Source organism: Fluviicoccus sp. (assembly GCF_030646115.1).
Lineage (GTDB): Bacteria > Pseudomonadota > Gammaproteobacteria > Pseudomonadales > Moraxellaceae > Fluviicoccus.
Genome location: NZ_JAUSMX010000009.1, coordinates 46,239 through 70,115 on the forward strand (window position 1 = coordinate 46,239; position 23,877 = coordinate 70,115).

The window sequence follows — 23,877 nt, forward strand, 5'->3', positions numbered from 1 at the left end:
ATAATCTCTTGGTCACTCTGTCGGTTTGTCAGACGCGTGACTTGCCAAACGCCGAAAGGCTTCGCTAAGCTCCGCATCGTCCACCAGTTCCGCCGCCTCGCGCAACAGGTTACCCGTGGAAAACGACAGGGGAGGCAACGGTTGCCGTACGGTTTTTTTAACCGGCGCGGGTTCGCAATTAATGACGCGGATTTGTTGCAAGGCTGAGAATTCCGGGCATTGGCGCAAATTGCCCAGCAATCCGGCCTGCATATAACGAATTTGTCCTGCCAAGGCGCTGTTGCTGGTGCTTAAGGTCAGCGTTCCGTCCTTGTAGGCGGCAACCCGGCAGGCGCTTTTCAGGAGGGTCAGGCGCTCGGCGACAATTTTGTCGAGCCTGGCCAGTACACAGGCCTGCGCATGCAGTTGCCGCAGTAAGGGTGAGCTGAAAAGCTCTGCGCTGCTGGCAGCACGACCATATCGCATCGCAGTCCTCCCGGTGGTAAGTCTTGTGAAAGGCTACTCTGCCAAGTGTTGACAGGCAAGTTGTTCTGTCAGCAGCCATGCAATCAGTAGGAGATCACGCACCGTGAAATTTCCATCCTGGCGTCGATATCGCGCTATCAAGCCGATGACCCTGCGGCTCACGCCCGCCACACTGGTGACTTATTTGGGTGTATTGGCGTTTTTGTGCCTGATTGGCGGCGCAATCGGTTATGCCGTTGGCGCCAACAAGCCGGAAGCCGCCGCTATCGCGGTCCGGACAACCCAGCCCCTCACGCTTCCGGTCACCAATGAGCAGCAATTGAAGGCCATGAATGCCCGTATTGCCGAATTGCAGGCGCGCATGATGCGGCTGGATGCCTTGGGTCAACACCTGGCGGAGTCCGCCAACCTCAAGGAAGGGGAATTCCGTTTTGACAGCAAGGGTCCTTCCGGTGGTCCGTTGCTCCAGGATTTGACCGTATTGGGCCAACAACCGGATTTGCAACTGCGGCTGCAGGAACTAGGTCGTGAAATTGATTTGCGTGAGACCCAGTTGGAAGCGCTGGACAGCGTGCTGGCCGGCAAGCGGCAGCAGGACGGACGGCAGTTGCTGGGCAATTTGCCGGTGCGCCAGGGCGCAATCACCTCAACCTACGGGTATCGTCATGACCCGTTTACCGGTCGGGCTGCGTTCCATGCCGGTATGGATTTCTCGGGTCAGGAAGGCTCCGATATTTACAGTGTTGCCGCCGGTGTCGTGATTTTTGCCGGACAAAAGAGTGGTTATGGCAATGTAGTGGAAGTCGATCATGGCAACGGCTATGTCACCCGCTACGCCCATGCCCGCAGTCTGGCGGCCAAGGTTGGCGACCGCGTGGCGCGTGACCAGTTGATCGCCTATATGGGCAGCACCGGCCGCTCCACCGGCACCCACCTTCATTACGAAGTCTTGCTCGGCAATCGCCAGATAGATCCCGCCACCTTTGTCCATCTCGCCCTGAAGAAATAACGTCGTCAAGCCTGGCGGAACAGCCCTGTTCCGCCGTCTTTGTGTGGTGTTTTGTCCATCCCCATTTTTTCCCCAGCCCGATTCAGGGTAGAATGCCCCTCGTTTTGGCCGGTCCCGCATCCGGGGCTTGTAAAGTGCCGCTAGTGTCCCCACAACAGCAAGATTCGCACTGCCTGCCTTATTGATAGATTGAGTGGCTTTTATGTTTTCACGCCTTTTAAGCGGAATTTTTGGAACGAAAAACGAGCGGGAACTGAAGCGCATGCAGAAGGTCGTCGAAACGATCAATGCGCTGGAAGCAGGCTTGCAGGCTCTGGACGATGCGGCGTTGTCCGCCAAGACGATTGATTTCCGCGAGCGTTACCAGAAAGGGGAGACCCTGGACCAGTTGCTGCCGGAGGCCTTTGCTGTTTGTCGCGAGGCATCGCTCCGCGTCATGGGCATGCGTCACTTTGATGTGCAGTTGATTGGCGGCATGACCCTGCATGAAGGTCGCATTGCCGAAATGCGCACCGGGGAAGGCAAGACGCTGATGGCGACCCTGCCGTGTTACCTGAACGCCCTGTCTGGCGACGGCGTGCACGTGATTACGGTCAATGATTATCTGGCCCAGCGTGACGCCGAGCTGAACCGCCCGCTGTTCGAGTTCCTGGGACTGGCGGTGGGCGTCATCCGCTCCATGCAGCCCTCCGACGAAAAGCATCAGGCCTATAATGCCGACATTACTTACGGCACCAACAACGAATTCGGTTTTGACTACCTGCGCGACAACATGGCCTTCCGCCTGGAAGACAAGTACCAGCGCGGTCTCACCTTCGCCATCATCGACGAAGTGGACTCGATCCTGATTGATGAAGCGCGGACGCCGTTGATTATTTCCGGAGCCAGCGAAGGCTCGTCGCGCCTGTACGAGATGGTGAACACCATTGCGCCGAAGCTGACCCGCCAGAAAGAGGAAAAGGTTCCGGACGGTTCTGATTTCTGGCTTGATGAAAAGCACCGCCAGATCGAACTGACGGAAAGCGGCTACGAAAACGTGGAGCAACTGTTGGGGGCCCTGGGCCTGCTGGGCGAGGGTGAAAGCCTGTACTCCGCCAGCAAGCTGGCGCTGCTGCACCATGTGCTGGCAGCGCTGAAGGCGCATCACCTGTTCCAGCGCGATGTGCATTACATTGTGCAGAACGACGAAGTCATTATTGTTGACGAGCACACCGGCCGCACCATGCCGGGCCGCCGCTGGTCCGAAGGCCTGCACCAGGCCATTGAGGCCAAGGAGCGCGTGGAAATCCAGAACGAAAACCAGACGCTGGCCACCACAACGTTCCAGAACTATTTCCGCCTCTACAAGAAGCTGTCCGGGATGACCGGCACCGCCGATACCGAAGCCCCGGAATTCCGCCAGATCTACGGTCTGGACGTGGTGGTGATTCCCACGCACAAGCCCATGATCCGCAAGGATCTGGAAGACTTGGTGTACCTGAGCAAGGACGAGAAGTTCGACGCGATCATCACCGACATCAAGGCCTGCCAGGACAAGAAGGCGCCGGTGCTGGTGGGTACGGCAACCATTGAGGCCAGCGAATACCTGTCGCAGCTGTTGACGCAGGAAAAGATTGAACACCGCGTGCTGAACGCCAAGTTCCACGCTCAGGAAGCCGAAATCATTGCCCAGGCCGGTCGACCCGGCACCGTGACCATCGCCACCAACATGGCCGGTCGTGGTACGGACATCGTGCTGGGCGGCAACTGGAAGTCCGAAGCCGCCAAGCTGGACAATCCCAGCCAGTCACAAATCGAAGCCCTGAAGGCGGAATGGGTGGCTAACCATGCCCAGGTGCTTGAATCGGGCGGCCTGCACATTATAGGCACCGAACGCCACGAATCGCGTCGTATCGACAACCAGTTGCGCGGCCGTTCCGGCCGTCAGGGCGATCCCGGCGTCAGCCGTTTTTACCTGTCGCTGGAAGATGACTTGATGCGTATTTTCGCCAGCGACCGCGTGCGCAACATGATGCGTTCCCTGGGCATGCAGCGTGGCGAGGCCATCGAGCACCGCTGGGTGACCCGTTCCATTGAAAATGCCCAGCGCAAGGTGGAGTCCCGCAACTTCGACATCCGCAAAAATTTGCTTAAGTATGATGATGTCGCCAACGAGCAGCGTCGCGCCATCTACGGCCAGCGCAACGATATCCTGTCTTCGACCACCCTGATCGATTACATGGAATACCTGCACGAAGAAGTGATGAACACGCTGATCACCGAGTTCATTCCACCGCAGAGCATTGAAGACCAGTGGGATATTCCCGGTCTGGAACAGAACCTGAAGGCTGATTTTGGGCTGGATCTCCCGATTTCCGTCTGGCTCAAGGAGGACTCCCGCCTGGAAGAAACTGGCTTGCGCCAGCGGATTGCCGTGGCCTCCAAGGAACACTATCGTGAACGTCGCGCCCGCATGGGTGACGAGGTGGCGGATTCCATCGAGAAGCAACTGCTGTTGCAAATTCTGGATCGTCACTGGAAGGAGCATTTGGCGGCCATGGATTACCTGCGTCAGGGCATCCACCTGCGGGGTTATGCGCAGAAGAACCCGGAGCAGGAGTACAAGAAGGAAGCCTTCCAGTTGTTCCAGTCGCTGTTGGGCGCCGTGAATCTGGAGATTGTGCAAACCCTGGCGCGCATTACCATTCCTACCGAGGAAGAAATTGCGGCCATGGAAGCCCAGCAAGCCGCCGAGGCAGCCGGTATCGACATGCACTTCGAGCATGCCCAAGTCGCGGGTATGCCCGATGAAGACGGCAATCTGCCGATCCAGCCGGCCGAGGAGCCCAGCGCCTCCAACCCCTACGCCGATGCACGGGTCGGCCGTAACGATCCCTGTCCTTGCGGCTCCGGCAAGAAGTTCAAGCACTGCCACGGCCAGATCGCCTGAGTTCGTGCCAGCGGTAACCCCTTGGGCCACCACCGGCTTGCCGGTGGTGGCCTTCTGTCATTCTATCCAGGAGAGGAAGTCATCATGGCTGTTGGCGATTTGACCATGCCGGTCATGCATCCGGTGAACGGGGTGCGTATCGGGATTACCGAAGCTTATATCCGCTACAAGAACCGTCGTGACCTGGTGGTTTTTGAGATTGCCGAAGGCGCGGAAACGGCCGCCGTTTTTACCACCAATGCCTTTTGCGCCGCCCCTGTCCAGGTGGCGCGCCAGAACCTGGCGGCTGCCAGGACCCGTTATCTGGTGATCAATACCGGCAACGCCAACGCCGGAACCGGTCCCATCGGGATGAGCAGCGCCTTGCGCAGTTGCGCCGCCCTGGGCGAACTGGCGAATGTGGCTGCCGAAGCCGTGCTGCCGTTCTCCACCGGCGTGATAGGCGAGCAATTGCCGATTGCCAAGCTGGAAGCCGGGCTGCCCGGCGCGCTGGCTGCATTGCAGGCCGATAACTGGCCCGCAGCGGCCACCGGCATCATGACCACCGATACGCTGCCCAAAGGCGCGTCCGAGCAGTTTACGGTGGATGGTGTCACTTACACCCTGACCGGTATTTCCAAGGGGGCAGGCATGATTCGCCCGAACATGGCGACCATGCTGGGCTTTGTGGCGACGGATGTGGCGGTAGAGCGCGGTTTGCTGCAGCAACTGCTGCGCGAAGTGACGGAAATGTCCTTCAACCGCGTGACCATTGACGGTGATACCTCCACCAACGACGCCTGTGTGCTGGTGGCTACCGGCGCTGCCGGTAATGCACCCTTGGCCGTTCGCAGCGGCGCCTTGTACGAGGCGTTCCACGCAGCACTGACGCGGGTATTGCTGCGTCTGGCGCAATTGATTGTGCGGGACGGCGAGGGCGCCACCAAGTTCATGACAGTGCGGGTGGAAGGCGGCGGCAATACCCAGGAATGCTGTGATGTGGCCTATGCCGTGGCGCATTCGCCGTTGATCAAGACCGCATTCTTTGCATCCGATCCTAACTGGGGCCGCATTCTGGCCGCTATTGGCCGTTCCGGGGTGCCTGAGCTGGATGTCAGCAAGATCAATGTCTATCTGGATGATGTCTGCATCTGTGAAAACGGCGGTGCGGCGGCGAGTTATCGGGAGGAGCTGGGTGCGGCGGTGATGAAGCAGGCCGAAATCACCATTCGCATCGTGCTGGGTCGCGGTGAGGCGGTGGATACGGTCTGGACTTGTGATTTCTCGTATGATTACGTGAAGATCAATGCGGATTACCGCTCCTGATCCGGTCACGGTTATGAGTTGACAACTCCCGCTCAGGCGGGAGTTTTGTTTTGTGCTTGCAGGAATTCGTCATGTTAAGAGTCGTTGCCGCCGTTATCCACAACCCGCAGGGAGAGATCCTGATTGCCCGCCGCCCGTTGCACAAGCATCAGGGCGGACTGTGGGAATTTCCTGGCGGCAAGATTGAGGAAGGCGAGTCCGCCGGGCACGCCTTGATCCGTGAATTGCAGGAGGAGTTGGGCATCACCCCGACGGAGTTCCGGCCGTTGCTGACGGTGGAGCATCACTATCCCGACAAGTCAGTGCGTCTGGAGGTCTGGCGCGTTACGGCATTTGACGGCCAGGCGCACGGGGCCGAAGGCCAGCCGGTGGCGTGGGTGCAAGCGGAACAACTGCGCGACTACGATTTTCCGGCGGCGAACACCCCGATTCTGAAAGCAGCCGTGTTGCCGGAGGTTTACCGGATTACCCCTGACCCGGCGGACGTGGGTGACTTGGCCGCCTGGATGACGCCGCGACTGGCCGCCGGTGAATGGTGGCTGTTACGGGCCAGATCCTTGTCGCCGGAGGCGTATGCCGCGCTGGCCGCCGAAATCACTGACTTGTGCCGGGAAAAGGACGTCAGGCTGATGCTGCACGGGTTTTCATCGTTAGCGCTGGCTGCACGGGTGCATGGCATACACCTGACGGCTTCTGACCTGCGGGCGCTGCCGGACGGCTGGTGTCGGGATGAAGCCGGTTTATCCGCGCAGCAATACTTGTCCTGTTCAACCCATGGGACTGAAGAGCTGGACAAGGCGTGGCGGCTGGGTGCGGACTTGGTGACCTTGTCACCGGTTCGGGAAACGCGGTCGCATCCGGGGATGCCGGGGATGGGCTGGGAGGTCTGGGAAAAGTTGGCGAAAGGATCCGGGCTGCCGGTTTACGCCTTGGGCGGTATGCAGCGTCAGGATCTTCCCCTTGCCCACCATCATGGTGCGCAAGGGGTTGCCGGTATCAGCGGCTTATTTTAAAACCGACTCAAGGGCAGCCATCAGAGCTGCCTCTTCAACCGGCTTGCTCAGATATTCCTTGGCGCCCTGACGCAAGCCCCAGACCCGGTCGGTGGGTTGGCTCTTGGTGCTGACGATGATGATGGGAATGTGCTTGGTTTCAGGGTCGGTGCTGATCTTGCGGGTGGCCTGATAGCCGTTGGTGTCCGGCATCACCACATCCATCAGGATCACATCCGGTTTGCCGGCTTTGGCGGCGTTGATGCCGGCCGCGCCAGTGCTGGCAAAAGTGCAGCTATGACCGTGTTTATGGAGCATCTGGCTCAGGCCAACCTGTTCCGTGGGGGAGTCGTCAATAATCAGGACGTTTGCCATGTTTGCCTCGTTGGGAGCCGCAGAAAAAATTATTATTCTTACCGGTTCATATTAGTAATCCCTGAACAATTTCTCAATGGCGCAATCCAAAAAATAACCGCAATTATCAGCCGCTTGCGGCGCTTTGCATGCCCTGGAGGCTTTGTGACAGCGTCAGTGCATGGTGGTCGGACAGGCTGGAGATAAAATCCAGCATGTGCATCAGTCCCAGATACAGGTCGTCGTGCTCCAGCGAGTGCCCGCCCAGCAGTTGCTGCAGGCGTTGTTGCTTGAATGACAGCGGCTGCCGGCGGAAGGCGGAGGAGACCAGTTCGGAAAAGGAATCGAGCAGCGAGTGCAGGCTGGCATAGGCCGCCAGCTCCAGTTGCGCCTTTTGCGGGTGATTGAAGATGCGTTCCCGGGCCAGTTGTTTCGCGGTGTGAATGCCTTCAGACAATGCCGGTGAGCAGTAATCCAGCAGGCTGCCTTCCAGCCGTCCTTCCAGCAGCAGATCCTGATGGGTGGCGAAGGCATCGGTAACGGCATTGACCAGTTTTTCGATGGCCTTGCCGCGCAGTGCGGCGATTTTCTGGGGCTGGGCGCCGGGTTGGCGCAATTCCGGCGGCGACGGCAGGTCGTCCAGCAGTTGCAGAAACAGCGGCTCCACTTCTTCGTAACGGAGCATGCCCAGCGTGATGCCGTCTTCAAGATCGATCAGGGTGTAGCAAATGTCATCGGCGGCTTCCATCAGATAGGCCAGCGGATGGCGGCACCAGCGGTATTCGCCTTGCGGAATCAATCCCAGTTGCCCGGCAATGGTGGCCAGAATCTGTTTTTCGGTGTGGTAACAACCGAACTTGGCGCGCTTGTGGCTGGCCACACCGCCCGCCAGCGGTTGCGACAACCACGGGTATTTCAGGTATGCGCCCAGTGTGGCATAGGTCAGGCGCATGCCGCCCTGACCGGGGTGGTATTCCAGTTGGGTAAGGATGCGCAGCCCCTGGGCGTTGCCCTCAAACTGGCAGAGATCGGCCGCCTGCGCCGGGGGCAGCCAGGCAATCAGGGAAGATTGCGCCGGGTGCAGGAACCAGTCACGGATGGCGTATTCCCCGGCATGGCCGAAAGGCGGGTTGCCGATGTCATGCGCGAGGCAGGCCGCCTGGATGATGGCCCCCATGTCAGCCGGACTGACCCAGGCAGGAAGGTCATCACGGATCTTTTCCGCCGCCAGCATGCCCATGCTGCGGCCAACGCAGGAAACTTCCAGGCTGTGGGTAAGGCGGGTGTGGACGGTGTCGTGCAGTGACAGCGGGTGGACTTGTGTCTTGCGGTTCAGTTGCCGGAATGCGCCCGAGAAGACGATGCGGTCATAGTCCTTGTGGAAGGGACTGCGGGCGGTTTCTTCGTGGGCCTTGCGGCTGCCGAGGCGGGCGGGGTTAAGCAGGCGTTCCCACGACATGCGCATGGCGAGAAAAATCCGTAGAAAAGGGAGTAGCGTCTATTCTGGGGATTTTTACGGCGCGTGCAAGGGATGTGTGTGGCGGAAAGCACACAGGAAGCCCCCTGATGAGCGGGGGGCTTCCTGTGCAGGGGCAATCAGTGGTTGTCGTGTTCCCCGTCATGGTTCAGGTCGTCGTCATGAAAACCGTCCTTGTTGACGTCGTCGTCATGGAGGCCGTCGCGATTACCGTCGTCATCGTGATAACCATCCTTGTTGAGGTCGTCGTCATGCAAGCCGTCCCGATTGCTGTCATCGTCATGAAAGCCGTCATGGTTCAGGTCGTCATCCAGATAGCCGTCGCGATTGTTGTCGAACGCAATCCGGGTGGCGGAATCAGCATCAATGACATTGGGCAGGCCGTCGTGATCGCTGTCGCCATTGCTGTCGGTGTCATCAGCGTTGAGTACGCCGTCGCCGTCAATATCCGTGTCGACCTTGTTGATCTGGCCGTCGTTGTCGCTGTCCTCATACAGGTTCGGAACGCCGTCATGGTCGGTATCCTGCGGGTCGTTGATCCCGTTGGCATAGGCATAGCTGCCGTGATCCTGATCGCTGTAATCCATGACGCCATCGCCATCAGCATCGGTTTTGGTCAGCGGATTGTTCGCTCCGGCATGATCCAGCACCAGCGGAGCGTCCAGCACGCCGTCGTTGTTCAGGTCGTCAGCGGCGGCGGCATTGCGGCTCATGGCCAGCGGGATGTTGCCCAGATCAACCACGACGCCGGGCTGGAATTGCAGGCGGGTTTGGGTGGCTCCGGTGGAGTCCAGGAAGCCGATAGGGGTGACCACCTCGTCTGCAGTGCCTTCGTTGGTAATCATGACCAGGCGGTAACCCATGCCCGAGGGCAGGTCCAGGCTGAACGGATGCCGGGCGGTGCCGTTGTTGGTGGAGTTGACGGTGTATTTCTGGCCATTGTCGGCATAAGCCTCAATGACCGTGCCGGGAACCGTGCCGCTGATCCGGCCGGTGGCTGCCGGAGCGGCAACCGCGTTGTTGGAGGGGCTTGAGCTCCCACCGCCATTGCATGCGGTCAATCCGATGACAAGCAGGGGGAGCAGGGTTGTGATTTTTATAAGGTTCATGGCGGCTAACTCAAGTGAGGTGAGCCTTCATCATAGGAGCGCCACCTTAAGTGCTTCTTATGTGTTTATTAAGCACAGCTTAAGTATGGTTATTGTCGCTGGCTTAGCGCCAGGCAATAACCGTATTGCCTACTTCCACCACGGATAAACCGGCGGCATCTCACTGGCCTTGCCGGTGTATTGCGGATCGCGCTTTTCCAGGAAGGATTGCACACCTTCCTTGCCGTCGCCGAGGCTGGTGTAGAACATGGCCAGCGAGTCGATGCGGTGTGCCTCAATCGGATGTGATTGGGCCGAATTGCGGTACATCATCTGCCGGGCGAAGGCGATGGCCACTGGCGAACGGTTCTGGATGAACTTGCGGGCCAGGGCATAGGCTTCCGGCAGCAGTTGCTCCGGCGGCAGCACCGCCTTTACCAGCTTGCCGCGCAAGACTTCCTGCGCATCCAGGATTTCACCGCTGTACACCCATTCCAGCGCCTGCTGGATGCCGACAATGCGCGGCAGGAACCAGCTGGAACACGCCTCTGGCACTACGCCGATCTTGCCGAAGACAAAGCCGATACGGGCCTTCTCGGAGGCGAGGCGGATGTCCATGGCCAGCGTCATGGTGGCGCCGATGCCGACTGCCGCGCCGTTGATGGCGCCGATGACCGGTTTCTTGCAGTCGAAGATGGCCAGTGTGACGCGGCCGCCGGTGTCACGCACGCCGTCATGAATGGCGGGATTGTCGAGGCGGGTGTGCATGTCGTTGATGGTGGGGCGCTGGCTTTCATCCAGCCCGAAGACATTGCCCGGCTTGCTGAGGTCCATGCCGGCGCAGAAGGCGCGACCGGCGCCGGTGACAACAATGGCCCCGACGTCATCATCCTCGCTGGCACGGCGGAAGGCATGCTCCAGTTCGTTGGCCATCTCCACGGTGAAGCTGTTGAGCTGGTCCGGGCGGTTGAGGGTCAGGGTGAGGATGCGGTCGGCGACTTCGTAGCGCAGCGTCTGGTAGTCCATGATTTGCTTGTCTCGGGCTGGAAAAATCGGTGTTTCTGTTTAGCATTGTTGGCGGCGTCAGGAAATGGCTTTTGGAGCTGGACGCAAGGTCTTTTTGTTGGTGATTGTCGGACAGAATTATTTATGGTCAAATCCCTGCCATTATTCAATGTCATCATCGAGCCGAATCCATGAATGTCCTGATTGTCCACGCCCATCCCGAACCCCAATCCTTCAACACCGCGCTCAAGTCTCTGGCGGTGCAGGAACTGACGGCCGCCGGGCATACGGTTGAAGTTTCTGATTTGTATGCCATGAACTGGAACCCGGTGGCTTCCGATGCGGATTTCGACAGTCGCAAGAATCCGGACTACATGACATATGCGCTGGAACAACGGTATGGTTATGAGTCCGGCTCCATTGCGCCGGATATTGCCGCCGAGATCGAGAAGCTGAAGAAGGCCGATCTGGTGATCTTCAATTTCCCGCTGTTCTGGTTCTCGATGCCCGCAATCATGAAGGGCTGGTTTGACCGGGTGTTCGTGTCCGGGCTTTGCTATGGCGGTATGCGTTTTTATGACCAGGGTGGTTTGAAGGGCAAGAAGGCGTTGGTGACACTGACACTGGGCGGCCGTGATCATATGTTCGGGCCGGAGGCGATTCACGGGGAACTGGTGGACGGGATGCTGCGGCCGTTGTTGCGGGGTACGCTGGCTTATACGGGGATGACGGTGCTGCCGCCGTTCATCGGCTATCACATTCCGTATTTGAAGCCGGAAGCGCGGGCCCGGATTCTGGAGGATTACAAGGCATATCTGGGCAAACTGGATGAGTTGCAGCCGTTGCGGTTTCCCAAGATGGAGGAGTTTGATGCCAGATTGTATCCCTTGCCGAAGGTGTAAGGGTTTCTAGTGAGGGCGTCCGCCTGCCGCGGGCCTTCTTGCGGCGGGGCGAAGCAGTGCTTCGCAGTTTCCCGCCTCATGTCTTGGCAAAAGTAACCAAAACCGTTTTCCTGCACCAAACTCGCGGGCCCGCGGTTCGCTGTCTAAGCGGTGCGATTTCTCGCTTTGTTTAAGGGCGTGTGGCTCAAACAGTGGCAACGGACAGGAGTGTGAATGTATGCCAGCCGGGCGGCTAGGCCAGGCCTTGGGTTAACTCCTCATAAACCGCCAGGGTTTGTCCGCACATATCATCCAGCCGGAATTTCTCCACCGGCGGCACGGTCACCGGCGCTCTGACCAGCGTTTCACAGGCGACAATCAAACCGTCCACATCATCCTTGGCAACGGCGCCCTGCGGATAACACGCGGCCAGAATTTCCCCCACTCCGCCATGATTCCAGCCGACGACCGGCGTGCCGATGCTGAGGGCTTCCAGAGTGGTGCGGCCGAAGGTTTCGGCTTTGCTGCTGAGGCTGAAGGCGATGTGGCTCTGGCTGAAGATATCCCGGATGTCGCTGCGGTGGCCGGTGAAGGTGATGTCGTTGCCCAGGCCACGTGCGCGAACGGCCCCCTCGATCTCATGCAGGTAGGCTTCTTTCTTGGCTTCCGCCCCGCCGACAATAAGGCCATGTACGGGCAGACCCTTGGCTTTCAGGGCTTCAATCAGAGTGATGAAGGCCTCATGTCCTTTCAGCCGCGTGATGCGGCCGGGCAAGGTCAGGACGGCTTTCCCGGCCAACTGCGGATAGTCTTGCTGCCACTTGGCCAACCAGTCCGGAGATGGTTGGTAGCCGTGCGGGAATTCATCGGGGCTGACACCCCGGTAAATCAGCTGGATATGGTCTTCTGGGCATTGCGGATAGTTCTTGCGGATGTAGTCGCGCACGGTTTCGGAAACCGCAATGACCCGTTCCCCCTTGGTCATGATGGCGCTGTAGAAACTGACCGAGTACAAGCCGTGCACCGTCGTCACAAATCGCGGCCGGTTGTCCGCCGGCAGCTTGCGCCAGGCCAGCCAGGCAACCCAGGCCGGCACGCGGGAGCGGGCGTGCAGGATGTCGGGCTTGAGGGTTTCAAGCAGTTTGCGGAAGGCCCCGACCTGCAACAGCGTGGTCAGCGACTTGCGGTCAACCGGCAGGGTGATGTGCTCACTGCCTTCAGCTTCCAGTTGCCCGACCAATCGCCCGCCCCGTGAAATGACAATCGAACGGTGACCCGCGGCCACCAGCGCCCGGGCGATTTCAAGGGTGCCGCGCTCCACACCGCCGGAGTCTAGGGCGGGCAGGGTTTGCACCACGGTCAGTCGGCTCATTGGTCTTGCTCCTTGCGGCGGGCGGCTTCAGCCTTGGCCAGTTGCTTGAGGTGGCGGCGTTTGCGGGGGTAGGGCATGGTCTCACCCGGCGGGCGCGTCTTGAAGCGGCGGTGATACCACATGTATTGCGTGGGGCTGCGGCGGATCAGCGTTTCCAGCACCTGGTTGATGCGGGTGGCGTCAGCGGTGATGTCTTCCGTGGGGAAATCTTCCAGCGGCGGTGTAATCAGCATTTCATAACGCTCGTCCAGCCCCGCGCGCCGGAAATGCACAAACAGCACCGGCGAGCGGTTGATCTTCTGCAAACGTCGCGGTGAGGTCAGGGTGGCGGCGTTGACGCCGAAAAACGGCGCGAAGACACCTTGTTTCAGCCCGAAGTCCTGATCGGGTGTGTACCAGACGACATGGTTTTCCTTGAGGGCGCGAATCAGCAGCCGCATGTTGTCGTGGTCAATCTGGTATTGGTAGATGCGGCGGCGCAGGCGGACAATCAGCCATTCCAGCGCGGCGTTGTTTTGCGGGCGGTAAACCGTGTCGATGGGAAAGTAACGCATGGCGAGCAGGCCGCACAGATCCACGAAGCTGTAGTGAGCGCCCAGCAGCAGCACACCCCGGCCTTGCTGCAGCGCCTGTTGCAGGTGCGCCAGCCCTTCGATGGTGACGCGTCGGTCGTAATAACCGATGGGGCGCAGCCAGGCGTTGGCGGTTTCGAAAATGGAGATACCGGCGTTGCGGAAGATGTCGCGCACCATGTCCGCCTGTTCCTGGGGGGATTTTTCCGGGAAGCACAGGGCGATGTTGGTTTCGGTGTCGCGGCGGCGCTGGCCGATGACGCGCCACACCAGCCAGCCCAATCCCCGGCCCATGCGTTGCTGCACCGGCCATGGCAGGCAGGCGGCCAGCACCAGCAGCGGCACGGCCAGCAGCCAGACGGGCCAGTATTTGGGGTGCAAGAGTTTCAGGCTGAAGGCGCTGGGGTTCATGGGGCAGTCAGGCCGATATAAACGGTGCGGAATAGTAGCATGGGGCCGGGGCGCGTGGATGTCCCGGTTGACGGGGTATGGGAGGGGCAAGCATTAAGGGGTCAAAGCAAAACCTCCCACTTCAACCCCGTCCTCACCACCGGCCACCCCTCCGCCACCTCCCGGATAAAACCCTCCGGTTCCCCCTCAGGCAACGTTAACCAGAATAAACAATGCCCATCCCCCGCATGCAAAGCCACACCGCCATCCCCAAACGCCACATGGCAGCGCGACAAGGAGTCCCACTGAATCGGCAACTCAACCTGCTCCACCAGCGCCAGCGGCGTGGGTTGGCGGAAGGGCCGCCAATACCAGGGAGCCGCTGTCATCAACGGCCGACTTAACAGTCGCGCCTCGCCCCAACGGGAAAGCTTGGCCAGCAGCCGACGCAACAAAAATCCGGCGTTTTCATCCCAAACCACATCGTTATCCCCGAAATCACGAAATCCGGCTTCCTCAAAACAGGCATCCGGATTGACGGGCGCCGGCCACAACGCCACCAGACAACAACCCTCCGGCGCGTAAGAGGCATCGGGCAGCGTAACAGCGGTGACGGGGCCCCAGTGCAGGGTAAAAGGGGATGACATGCAGTGACTCCGGAAAACAACCGTGTGGAACTTCAGCAATAATCAGCCGGAATCAAACCTGGGTTTGCAGCATTTCCCAAAGCGGCCTGCCCGGAACCGGCTGCGCCATCGGCAAAGGACCCGGTTGGGGCAGCGACGGTGCAACCTGTTTCTGCGCCAACCCCGCCAGAATCTGATGCCCGGCGTTGGGGGCCAGCGCCAACCGTGTCGGCCACACCAGCCAGTTGTTGCCGAACGGCTGCACACAGGCCCGCACCGGTTGCCAGGGCGAGCTGTCTGCCGGATAGATACGGTCAATCAGGAAACTGCGGAAGCGCGCCCCGTGCAGGTTCTGCCAGGGCAGCAGCGTTTGCAGTTCGTGTTTGACAGCCTGGATTTGCAGGGTTTCATCACGGTCAACGCCGTCTTCAGCCACGGCACCCGCGATGTACCACATCTTGCCGGAACCGGACGGATGTGTGGTGATGGTCAGGCGGGGGCGGCGCTCGTGGTCATGGCAATGGCCGTAGAAGTCCGGCAGTTGCGCATGCTGCACGCAGACCATGTGGATGGGGCGACGGCGCATCAGCGGGCGGTTGATGCCGATGTCCTGCAACAGGGCTGCATTGCCCGCACCCGCCGCCAGGAACACCTGGCGCGGATGGATACGCAGCTGCACCTTGCCCTTGCGCACGAAGACGGCCTTGGTGGAGTGCAGGTCGCCGGTCTGGATATGTACATCCTGCTGGTCGGCCTGATAGATGCAGTCGGCATGCGGCTTGGCCAGCACGCGCAGCAGGGACACCGCATCCAGCACCGGTTGCTCCAGCGCATAGACGTGCCCCGTGAAGCCGGGGCTTTTCAGCAGGGAGGGAAAATGGTCACGGCCCAGATGTCGCACCTTGCCGACACTCAGCCGGGCATTCAACAGCAGGTTGGCGCGGGAGCGCAGGTCGCCCGGACACCACAGGTGCTGCTCCGGGGCCAGGATGCGCACATCCCGCAAATCCAGTTCACCGCTGCCGCGCAGGCAGTTTTCCCACAACGCGGGCATGTCCTGCAAATGTTCAGCCTTCGGAGTCAGGCCGGGGAGTTCACGACGGCCGCCGTGGATCATGCCCGCGCTGTTCAGTGACTGGATGCCGCCCAGTTCGCGGCCGTCATGAATCAGCAGCGTGCTGTAACCGGCGCGGCGCAGCACGTTCAGCAGCCAGAGTCCGCTCAGGCCGCCTCCCAGAATCAGGCAATCTACAGCCACTGTATCCATGAATGGGTTTCGGTCAGGCTTGTGAAAAGGAAGGAAGGGCGCACCGGTATCCCCCGGTATCGCGTTCAGGCTAGAATCATGCCCTCCTTTGCCGGGTTTCTCAACATGACACGCTGGTTTTACAACCTGGTTCTGCATTTGCTGCTGCCGTTCGTGATCTTGCGCCTGTTCTGGCGCGGACGGAAGTCTCCCGGTTACCGTGAAAACATAGGTCATCGCTTTGGGCGTCAAGCCGGATTGCCCGCCGGGGGGCTGGTGGTGCATGCCGTGTCGGTGGGGGAAACGCTGGCCTCGCAACCTTTGGTCAATGCGTTGCTCCAGGATTATCCCGAGCTGCCGCTGCTGGTCACCAACACCACTGCCACCGGGGCGGAACGCAGCCGCGCCTTGTGGGGAAACCGGATTGCCTGGTGTTATCTCCCCTACGATTACCCCTGGGCGGTCAGCGCCTTTCTGGATCATGTCCGACCACGCCTGTTTGTGGTCATGGAAACCGAACTGTGGCCGAACCTGATGGCGGAATTGCAGCGACGCCATATCCCGGTGCTGCTGGCCAACGCCCGTTTGTCAGAGCGCTCGGCGCGTGGCTATGCCAAAGTGGCCGGATTGACGAAACCCATGTTGCAAGCCTTGACCGCGTTGGCGGCACAGGATGCCGGGACGGCGCAGCGGTTTGCCTCACTCGGGATGCCCCAGGACAAGATCACGGTCACTGGCAGCCTCAAGTTTGATTTGGCCCTGCCGCCGGAGCTGGAACAACGCGCCACGGCCCTGAAGGCGGAGTGGCAGCTGTCCGGGCGGCCGGTGTGGGTGGCCGCCAGCACCCATGAAGGTGAAGAGGCGGCCGTGCTGGAGATCTTCCGTCGGCTGCAGGCGCGTTTCCCGAATCTGCTGCTGGTGCTGGTGCCGCGTCATCCCGAGCGTTTCGACCGCATTGCCGACCTGTTGCAGAAGCAGGGCTGGCGCTATGTGCGCCGCAGTTTGCAGCAGCCGGTCGCATTGGATACCCAGGTATTCCTCGGTGACAGCATGGGTGAGTTGCTGCAGTGGCTGGCGCTGGCCGATGTCGCCTTTGTCGGCGGTTCGCTGGTGGATGTGGGCGGCCATAATCCGCTGGAGCCGGCGGCGCTGTCGGTGCCGGTGGTGACCGGGCCGGTGATGTTCAATTTCCAGCAGATCACCGACATCCTGATCACCGCCGGGGCGCTAGTGCAGGCGGCGGATACCGACCGGATTGAGACCTGCCTGAGCCAGTGGCTGTTGCATCCGGAGCAGGCGAAACAGGCAGGGGCAGCCGGAGCCGCAGTCGTGGCAGCCAATCGCGGAGCTTTGTCACGCCATATGGCGCTGGTCAGCCGCCTGCTGTCGGAGTCGGAGGCGGCATGAACCTGATCCTGCTGGAGCCGGAGGACTTTCTGCCGGACGGACGCGCAGCGCTCAGCGGCCGCCGGATGAAACATGTACTGGAAGTGCAGCAGGCGGAGCCGGGTCAAACCCTGCGCCTCGGACAGGTTAACGGCCTGATGGGGGAGGGGCTGTTGCTGGTCCGCGAGCCGGATCGTTTGTTGTTCGAAGTGTCGCTGAATATGCCGCCGCCCCCGCGATTGCCGGTGACGCTGCTGCTGGCCCTGCCGCGTCCGAAAATGCTGAAGCGCATCCTGCAGACGGTGGCGACGCTGGGGGTGCAGCGGCTGGTGCTGCTCAACAGTTACCGGGTGGAAAAGAGCTTCTGGGACAGTCCCTTCCTGCGTTCGGAGGCCATCCGCGAGGAGTTGGTGCTGGGGCTGGAACAGGGGCGCGATACCGTTCTGCCTGAAGTGTGGCTGGAAAAGCGCTTCAAGCCGTTTGTGGAGGACAGGCTGCCCGGCATCAGCGCCGGCAGCCGCTGTCTGGTGGCGCATCCGGGCGGGGAGAGCGCCTGCCCGGTCGCCGTCAATGCGCCGCTGACGCTGGCCATCGGGCCTGAAGGCGGCTTCATTCCCTATGAGGTGGATTCGCTGGTGTGTCAGGGATTTGAGCCGGTGCATCTGGGGCCGCGCATCCTGCGGGTGGAGACAGCGGTTACGGCGCTACTGTCACGGTTGTTCGTCTAGTCCTTGGCGGGTTCGTTCCCGTCACCCTTCAAGTATTGTTTCAGGGTCTTCTTGCGCGCCGTGTCCGGCGTCTCTCCATGCCATTTCAGAAATGCCCGCGAAAACGTGGCCTGGTCGCTGTAACCCACCAGATTGGCAATGCGTTCAATGCTGATATTCGAGGTTTGCAGGTAGCGCAGCGCGGTGTTCATGCGCACGTCCAGACGGATCTGCTGGTAGTTGTCCCCGCCTTCCGACAACCGGCGGCGCAGGGTGCGCACGCTCATTCCCAAGTGCGAGGCGGCGTCTTCGGCTGACAGGGCTTCACTGGCGTGACTCAGAATGAATTGCCGCAACCGGACGACGATGTCTGGGAGATCCATCACCTCGTCCCCACCGCCGGTGACCGGTTTGGCGCGGTCGGATGCAGGTTGCGATTCATTGACATAGAAGCGGATTTCATTGGTGGTGTGGCCGGTGGATATCGGCACCGGCAGCAGCGCCTGCAGGCTGCGGGAACAATCGAACAGTGTTTCGCGGGTATGGATGCTGACATTACGGCTCACCAGTGAGCCCAGCTTGTAAAAACTGCTGAGGTAGGTCTGGATCATGAACGACTCCACCTCGGGAAACTTGATCGGAAACTCGATGGTGATGGCGAAATAATCCGGTTCATGCCGGATGCCGAGTTGCAGCAGCGGCAAGCGCACCTTCATGTAGCCCAGGATGTCGTCGATCAGGTCGCGGAAGTGGCCCCGGAACAGGAAGACATAGCCGAAAAGACCGTGGGTCAGCAAATCCAGACGCAGGCCCAGGCGCACACCGGGATGCGGCAGCGAGGTCAGGCCGAGGAACTTCTGGATGACGGTGCGGCTCTGGTGCACGGTCAGATAGACTTCAGGCCGGGCCAGCAGAGAAGGGTTGATGCCGCATTCGCGCAGCACATAGTCCACACGCAGGTTTTCCTCTTCCATCAACTCAACCAGCTTGATCAGATAGATGACCGGCACAAATGGCAGTTCTTGCATGGTGTCCAGGCTGTATTTTTGTTGTGGGCGGAGTGCATCGGCCTGATTATAACGGCATCACCTTGGGCAGAACAATTCCGGCCAGCAATTGTTCGGTTTGGCCGATTTTGCAAAGGATATGACCGTTTGAGGCGATGACCGGTAGTGAAAATCCGACGAGAATAGCTTCACCAAAGACACGTCCTCAGTGCCGATTCCGGGCTGGTTGGGGGCCTGCTTAATAACTATAAACCAGAACGAGAACTGACATGCACAGCAGCCAGAGTTCCGAAGCCCTGAAGGCCTCCTATTTCCCCCTTTCCCGCATTGATGTCAATGACATCCGCCAGATGTATGCTGTCTATTCCCGTTATTATGAGCGCACGGACTGGGATATTTTCCTGCGCGACCTCAGCAAGAAGTCAGGCGCCTTCCTGATCCGCCGCAAAAGCGACAACCAGATCGTCGGTTTTTCCACGATGATGGTCAATGACATGGAAGTCCAGGGCAAAAAGGCCCGGGGCGTTTTCAGCGGCGATACCATCATCGAGCGCGCCTACTGGGGCTCCCGCGTGCTGCAAGTGGCTTTCTATAAGTTCCTGGTAGCGGAAAAGATCCGTTATCCGCGCCAGAAAGTCTATTGGCTGCTGATTTCCAAGGGGTTCAAGACCTACCTGCTGCTGTCCAACAACTTCCAGAAGTTTTACCCCAATCCTGCCGGGGATGTGCACGGCCTGTCTGATGTCGTGGATCACTATTGCTGCGAGATGTTTGCGGAGTACTACGATGCAGGCCGCCAGATTCTGGATTTCGGCAGCGACTACCAGTGCCTGAAAGGCGATGTAGCGGATATTACCGAAAACATGCGCCGCTCCAATCTCAATATCCGCTTTTTTGAAAAGTGCAATCCCGAATGGCATCGCGGCACCGAATTACCTTGTGTCGGGGTGGTGGACTGGGAGTTGTTGGCCAGTTACGCGCTGCGATATGCAAGCAAGCCGGCCAGCAAGGGCCGTGAGGATGCGTCCAAAGCGACGCCGCGCCTGCATGCGGTGCCCGGATCGGCGGCGCCGGTCGATAACATGATTGCATTCCGGCGCAGCGCCTGAGTCAGTCGTGGTATGCCCCGGCCATCCCTTGAGGGGTGAGTCCGGGGTTTCCCCATTGTTTGATCCGGGAGTTCGACCATGATTAGCCGTATGACCCATGGCGCGCTGCATGCCGCCTGTTTCCGTTCCGCACGCCGTTTCCAGGACCAGCGCTTCCAGTTGGAAAGCGTGCAGCGCCGCAAGCTGGACAACCTGCTGAAGCTGGTGGCGTCCGCACGCATCCAGCCCGCCTGGCAGGGCAGCATTCCGTCCTGGGAGTCGTTTCGCCAATCGTATCCGGTGACGCGCTATGCGGACTGGCAGAAGGCCATCCGTGACCAGCGTAATGGCAAGGAGTCACTGGTCAACAGCGCCATAGTCCGTTACCAGCCCACCAGCGGTTCCTCCGAAAAACTGAAACTGATTCCCTATACCCGCGCCTTCCTCGGTGAGCTGGATGCCGCCATTGCGCCCTGGCTGGCCAGCATGTACCGGCGCAATCCCGGACTGAAGTGCGGGGTGCATTATTGGTCGGTCTCCTGGTTGCCGCAAAACCAGTATGACGACCTGCGCGGCAATCTCAATGACGACAGCGAGCTGATGGGCGGCGTCAAACGCTTCCTGGCGTCGCATTCGCAGGCGGTGTCGCCGGATGTGGCGCTTGCTGCCAGCCCCGGCGACGCCATGTTTGCTTCGCTTTGTTATCTGGTGGCGCGTGCGGATTTGCGCATGCTCTCGGTGTGGAGCCCCACCTTCGCCCTGCAACTGCTGGACATGCTGCCTCGTTTCGGGGACGACATTGCCCGCGTGCTCAGCAGCGGTCATTGGGGTGACAGGGCGCAGTCCTTGCTGTCCCTGAAGGCCCCGCGCGCGCCGGAACGGGCAAGGCTGCTGGAGCATGCCCTGCAGGATTCCCCGCAGCAAGCAGCTGCCGTATTGTGGAAAGATCTGGCGCTGGTATCGGCCTGGGATACCGCCGATGCTGCGCCGTGGGCCGGGCAATTGCGCGAGCGCCTGCCGCATTCCGCGTTTGAAGGTAAAGGCCTGTGGGCGACCGAAGGCGTGGTGACCATTCCGGTGGACGGCCACTATCCGCTGGCGTACCAGAGCCATGTCTATGAGTTTGAAGACCTGCGGACCGGCAATATCCTGGCGCCCTGGGAGTTGAAGGAAGGCGACGAGGTTAGTCCGATCATTTCCGGGGGTAACGGCATGCTGCGTTATCAGCTGGACGACCGCATGGCGGTGTCGGAGATGTGGGGGGAGGTGCCGTGCTTCAGTTTCCTGGGGCGTCGGCATGGTGTCGATCTGGTGGGCGAGAAGATGTCACCGGAGGCCGCCCGCCAGACGCTGCAGGCGGTGGCCGACCAATATGGCCTGGAGCCGGTCACGCTGCTGGCGGTGGACGGGCAGGGACGCGGCAAGTCGGCCTATGTCGCCATTTTCAGCCAGCCGGGGCAGACGCTGGAGCCGATTTTCCCTGCGCATATCGGCCAGGCGGTGGAGCGTTCACTGGGTTCCCATTTCCATTACGCCCTGGCTCGCGACCTGCAGCAACTGCAACCCGCCACCGCCGTGGTGGTGGCGGACGGCTGGCAGCTTTACCAGCAGATCGCCATGGCCGGCGGCATGATCGAAGGCAACATCAAGCCGGAGCCGGTGCGCAAGGTGCCGCGTGACGCCTTCTGCCGCATTCTGCCGGAGCCCGGCGTGCGTTCAGCGGCGAATATGGATTTGACGGGGGCCGCATGAGCGGCTTCGAGGTGCGGAGCGCCTGCCCGGAGGACAATCCGGCGCTGCAGGCGTTGTTCGGCATTCCGCAACCCTCGTCCGGGCTGCAGATGGCCTTTGAGCGCGCTCCCGACTACTTTGCCTCGGCGGCGGTCATGTACCAGCAGTCCCATCTGCTGGTGGTTACCCGCCGCCAGGACAATGCGCTGGCCGCCGTCTTCAATCTGGGCCTGCGCCGTGTATTCCTCAATGGCAGCGCCCAGTCCTTGCGCTATGGTGCAGACATGCGTGTTGCACCGGATTTCCAGGGCGGGCGCGTGCTGCTTTACGCCAACCGCGCCACCAAAGCGTTGATTGGCGACGGCTGGTACCTGTCAGTGATCCTGGAAGACAACCAGCGTTCCCGCAGCAGTTTCGAGGGAGGCCGCGCCGGCTTGCCGGATTACCGCCATGTCGGGCGCATCACCACCTACACTGTCACGTCCAGCCGCCGCCCGCCGCAGGCATTTGCGCCGTCGGTGCGGGTGGCGACCGCTGCCGATATTCCCGCCATGAACCGCTTTGTGGACGCCATGGCGGATTTTTACCAGTTCCTGCCGTGTTATGACTTCAAGGGTCTGTTGAACGGCGATCCATTTTTTGCCGGTCTGCAACCGCAGGACTTCCTGTTGATCGGAGAAGGCGGCGCGCTTCGCGGCATCGTCGGGTTATGGAACCAGAAGACGCTCAAGCAAACCCGTGTCGTCAGCTACAGCCGGTCGCTGAAGATGTTGCGGCCTTTGTGGAATTTGTGGAGCTCCTGGACCGGCGGGCTGCACCTGCCTGCCGTCGGTGAATCTTTCGATTACCTGAGCCTGCATTCCCCCCTGACCCGGCCCGACGACCTGCCCGCCTTCAGCGCCCTGATGCACGCTGCCTGGGAAGAAACGCGTCGCCGTGGCGTCCGCGCCATGACCCTGACCCTGGCGGACACTGATCCCCGGCAGGCGGTGATGAGCCGGTTCCGTTCGCTGCCGCTGCACGCCAACCAATACACCGTCGCCTTTGACAATGCCGGTCAGCCTGAGTTGTCCGGCAGCCGCATACCCTTTTATGAAAGCGGGAGACTTTGACATGAGCAAGTTCGTGATGACCCGTCAGAAAACCTATATTCCCGTTAGCTGGGTGAAATACGGCGCGGTGGGGCTGGCGGTGGCGCTGGTGGCATGGTGGCCTCAGGAATCGCGCAGCAAAATGACGCCGACGGTGCAGCCGCTGCAACTGTCCGCCGCCGATTTCGTGGTGGTGCAGGAAATGCGCCTGGGCCGCGACATCGCGGTGACCGGAACCCTCAACCCCCTGCATCAGGCGGTGTTGAACGCCCGCACCGGCGGTGAGGTGATGATGGTGGCCGCCCGCGCCGGGGAGACCGTTCGGGCCGGGCAGGTCATCGCTTCGATGGATACCCGTGACCTGAAGCTGCGCGTCTTGCAGGCGGAAGCCACCATGCAGGGCAACCGCGCTGAAGCGCTGATGGCCCAGCAGAAACTGGAACGCATGCGGCCGCTGCGGGAGCAGAACTACGTCTCCGACAATGAGATCAGCAATGCCGAGCGGCAGCTGGAAATCCGCAACGCCCAGGTCAGCGCTTCGGCCGCCGCGCTGGCCCAGGTGCGCCAGCAAATGGCAGACGCCGTGGTTCGCGCCCCGTTTGACGGCCGCATTGCCGAGCGTCTGGTGGAACCGGGCCAGTCGGTGGCTCCGGGGACACCCTTGCTGAAAATTGTCGATCTGAGGCTGATGGAGCTGGAGGCCATGGTGCCGGAAGCGGATATGACCACCATCAAGCCCGGGCAGATCGTCAGCTTTCAGGTTGACGGCTTTCCCGGCAGGAACTTTGCCGGGCGCATAGCCCGCATCAATCCGGTCGCACGCACAGGCAGCCGCCGCATTCCGGTGTATGTGCAGGTGAACAATCAGGACGGATTGCTGCGCGCCGGAGTCTTCGCCAAGGGGCTGGTGCGTGACGAACTAGCCCGGCAGGGCCTGGCGGTGCCGGTATCCGCCTTGCAGGCCGACGGCCAGTCTTGGCGCGTACATACCGTGGTGGACAGCCATCTACAAGCGCAGCCGGTACAAGTTGCGATGCGCAATGAAGAACGCGGCCTGGCGCTGGTGTCCGGCCTGCGCGCCGGAGACCGGGTGCTGCTGGCGCCGCCCCTGCCCGAAAACGAAGGAAAAGCGGTTCGCCTGAACGGAGTGCGCTGA

General features: G+C 60.7%; 21 protein-coding genes. 11 read left to right on the top strand and 10 right to left on the bottom strand.

All coding sequences use genetic code 11. The annotated features are described in order from the left end of the window. Positions 1-12: 12 nt before the first annotated feature. Positions 13-465, bottom strand: coding sequence for a DUF721 domain-containing protein (locus tag Q7T36_RS06040; protein ID WP_304845148.1), 453 nt, complete (start codon positions 463-465; stop codon positions 13-15). Between the two features lie 103 nt (positions 466-568). Between Q7T36_RS06040 and Q7T36_RS06045 the strand changes: the two genes are divergently transcribed. The 4 genes from Q7T36_RS06045 (at position 569) to Q7T36_RS06060 (ending at position 6,721) form a co-directional block, all read left to right on the top strand. After that, positions 569-1,474 carry a M23 family metallopeptidase gene (locus tag Q7T36_RS06045; protein WP_304845151.1) on the top strand — a complete coding sequence of 302 codons (906 nt, stop codon included), beginning with the start codon at positions 569-571 and terminating at the stop codon, positions 1,472-1,474. A gap of 202 nt (positions 1,475-1,676) precedes the next feature. Continuing rightward, positions 1,677-4,403 (top strand): preprotein translocase subunit SecA, encoded by a 2,727-nt coding sequence (gene secA / locus Q7T36_RS06050; protein ID WP_304845153.1) that lies wholly within the window; start codon positions 1,677-1,679, stop codon positions 4,401-4,403. Between the two features lie 84 nt (positions 4,404-4,487). Next, positions 4,488-5,708, top strand: coding sequence for a bifunctional glutamate N-acetyltransferase/amino-acid acetyltransferase ArgJ (gene argJ, locus Q7T36_RS06055; RefSeq protein WP_304845156.1), 1,221 nt, complete (start codon positions 4,488-4,490; stop codon positions 5,706-5,708). 71 nt (positions 5,709-5,779) lie between these two features. Then, positions 5,780-6,721: a Nudix family hydrolase gene (locus tag Q7T36_RS06060; RefSeq protein ID WP_304845159.1), complete on the top strand. Its 942-nt coding sequence runs from the start codon at positions 5,780-5,782 to the stop codon at positions 6,719-6,721. Here the strand turns inward: Q7T36_RS06060 and Q7T36_RS06065 are convergent. The 4 genes from Q7T36_RS06065 to Q7T36_RS06080 all read right to left on the bottom strand — a co-directional run bounded on the left by Q7T36_RS06065 (position 6,713) and on the right by Q7T36_RS06080 (position 10,645). Continuing rightward, complete coding sequence (locus Q7T36_RS06065; RefSeq protein ID WP_304845162.1) at positions 6,713-7,075, bottom strand: PleD family two-component system response regulator; 363 nt, start codon at positions 7,073-7,075, stop codon at positions 6,713-6,715. The two genes, Q7T36_RS06060 and Q7T36_RS06065, sit on opposite strands and share 9 nt — an antisense overlap. Before the next feature lie 106 nt (positions 7,076-7,181). Next, complete coding sequence (locus Q7T36_RS06070) at positions 7,182-8,519, bottom strand: deoxyguanosinetriphosphate triphosphohydrolase (protein WP_304845164.1); 1,338 nt, start codon at positions 8,517-8,519, stop codon at positions 7,182-7,184. A 131-nt stretch (positions 8,520-8,650) separates the two neighbouring features. Beyond that, positions 8,651-9,640, bottom strand: coding sequence for a hypothetical protein (locus tag Q7T36_RS06075; protein WP_304845167.1), 990 nt, complete (start codon positions 9,638-9,640; stop codon positions 8,651-8,653). Positions 9,641-9,769: 129 nt separating this feature from the next. Next, the gene (locus tag Q7T36_RS06080; RefSeq protein WP_304845170.1) at positions 9,770-10,645 is read right to left on the bottom strand and encodes a crotonase/enoyl-CoA hydratase family protein; all 876 of its coding nucleotides are present in this window, start codon (positions 10,643-10,645) and stop codon (positions 9,770-9,772) included. A gap of 170 nt (positions 10,646-10,815) precedes the next feature. On the opposite strand from Q7T36_RS06080, the gene Q7T36_RS06085 reads away from it, so the two are divergent. Next, positions 10,816-11,526 carry an NAD(P)H-dependent oxidoreductase gene (locus tag Q7T36_RS06085; protein ID WP_304845173.1) on the top strand — a complete coding sequence of 237 codons (711 nt, stop codon included), beginning with the start codon at positions 10,816-10,818 and terminating at the stop codon, positions 11,524-11,526. Between the two features lie 232 nt (positions 11,527-11,758). On the opposite strand, the gene Q7T36_RS06090 is transcribed toward Q7T36_RS06085, so the two are convergent. The 4 genes from Q7T36_RS06090 to Q7T36_RS06105 form a co-directional block, all read right to left on the bottom strand. Then, positions 11,759-12,868, bottom strand: coding sequence for a glycosyltransferase family 4 protein (locus tag Q7T36_RS06090; protein ID WP_304846559.1), 1,110 nt, complete (start codon positions 12,866-12,868; stop codon positions 11,759-11,761). 5 nt (positions 12,869-12,873) lie between these two features. Beyond that, positions 12,874-13,860, bottom strand: coding sequence for an LpxL/LpxP family Kdo(2)-lipid IV(A) lauroyl/palmitoleoyl acyltransferase (gene lpxL / locus Q7T36_RS06095; protein WP_304845176.1), 987 nt, complete (start codon positions 13,858-13,860; stop codon positions 12,874-12,876). Positions 13,861-13,961: 101 nt separating this feature from the next. Next, positions 13,962-14,486 (bottom strand): hypothetical protein, encoded by a 525-nt coding sequence (locus Q7T36_RS06100; protein WP_304845179.1) that lies wholly within the window; start codon positions 14,484-14,486, stop codon positions 13,962-13,964. A 52-nt stretch (positions 14,487-14,538) separates the two neighbouring features. Next, positions 14,539-15,732, bottom strand: coding sequence for an FAD-dependent oxidoreductase (locus tag Q7T36_RS06105; protein WP_304845182.1), 1,194 nt, complete (start codon positions 15,730-15,732; stop codon positions 14,539-14,541). Positions 15,733-15,837: 105 nt separating this feature from the next. On the opposite strand from Q7T36_RS06105, the gene waaA reads away from it, so the two are divergent. Together waaA and Q7T36_RS06115 are read left to right on the top strand one after the other, a co-directional pair. Beyond that, positions 15,838-17,118, top strand: coding sequence for a lipid IV(A) 3-deoxy-D-manno-octulosonic acid transferase (gene waaA, locus Q7T36_RS06110; RefSeq protein WP_304845185.1), 1,281 nt, complete (start codon positions 15,838-15,840; stop codon positions 17,116-17,118). Continuing rightward, positions 17,115-17,825 carry a 16S rRNA (uracil(1498)-N(3))-methyltransferase gene (locus tag Q7T36_RS06115; RefSeq protein ID WP_304845188.1) on the top strand — a complete coding sequence of 237 codons (711 nt, stop codon included), beginning with the start codon at positions 17,115-17,117 and terminating at the stop codon, positions 17,823-17,825. Before waaA ends, Q7T36_RS06115 begins: the two co-directional genes overlap by 4 nt. Here Q7T36_RS06115 and Q7T36_RS06120 read toward each other — a convergent pair. Next, positions 17,822-18,832, bottom strand: coding sequence for an AraC family transcriptional regulator (locus tag Q7T36_RS06120; protein WP_304845191.1), 1,011 nt, complete (start codon positions 18,830-18,832; stop codon positions 17,822-17,824). The genes Q7T36_RS06115 and Q7T36_RS06120 overlap by 4 nt on opposite strands. Before the next feature lie 248 nt (positions 18,833-19,080). On the opposite strand from Q7T36_RS06120, the gene Q7T36_RS06125 reads away from it, so the two are divergent. From Q7T36_RS06125 to Q7T36_RS06140, 4 genes are all read left to right on the top strand, one after another. Continuing rightward, entirely contained in the window at positions 19,081-19,920 is an 840-nt protein-coding gene (locus tag Q7T36_RS06125; protein ID WP_304845195.1) for a hypothetical protein, read from the top strand. Positions 19,921-19,998: 78 nt separating this feature from the next. After that, a complete protein-coding gene (locus Q7T36_RS06130) occupies positions 19,999-21,651 on the top strand; it encodes a GH3 auxin-responsive promoter family protein (RefSeq protein WP_304845198.1) in 1,653 nt (550 codons plus the stop codon). Then, a complete protein-coding gene (locus Q7T36_RS06135; RefSeq protein ID WP_304845201.1) occupies positions 21,648-22,742 on the top strand; it encodes a hypothetical protein in 1,095 nt (364 codons plus the stop codon). The genes Q7T36_RS06130 and Q7T36_RS06135 overlap by 4 nt, the downstream gene beginning before the upstream one ends. A 1-nt stretch (position 22,743) precedes the next feature. Further along, positions 22,744-23,877: an efflux RND transporter periplasmic adaptor subunit gene (locus Q7T36_RS06140; RefSeq protein ID WP_304845203.1), complete on the top strand. Its 1,134-nt coding sequence runs from the start codon at positions 22,744-22,746 to the stop codon at positions 23,875-23,877.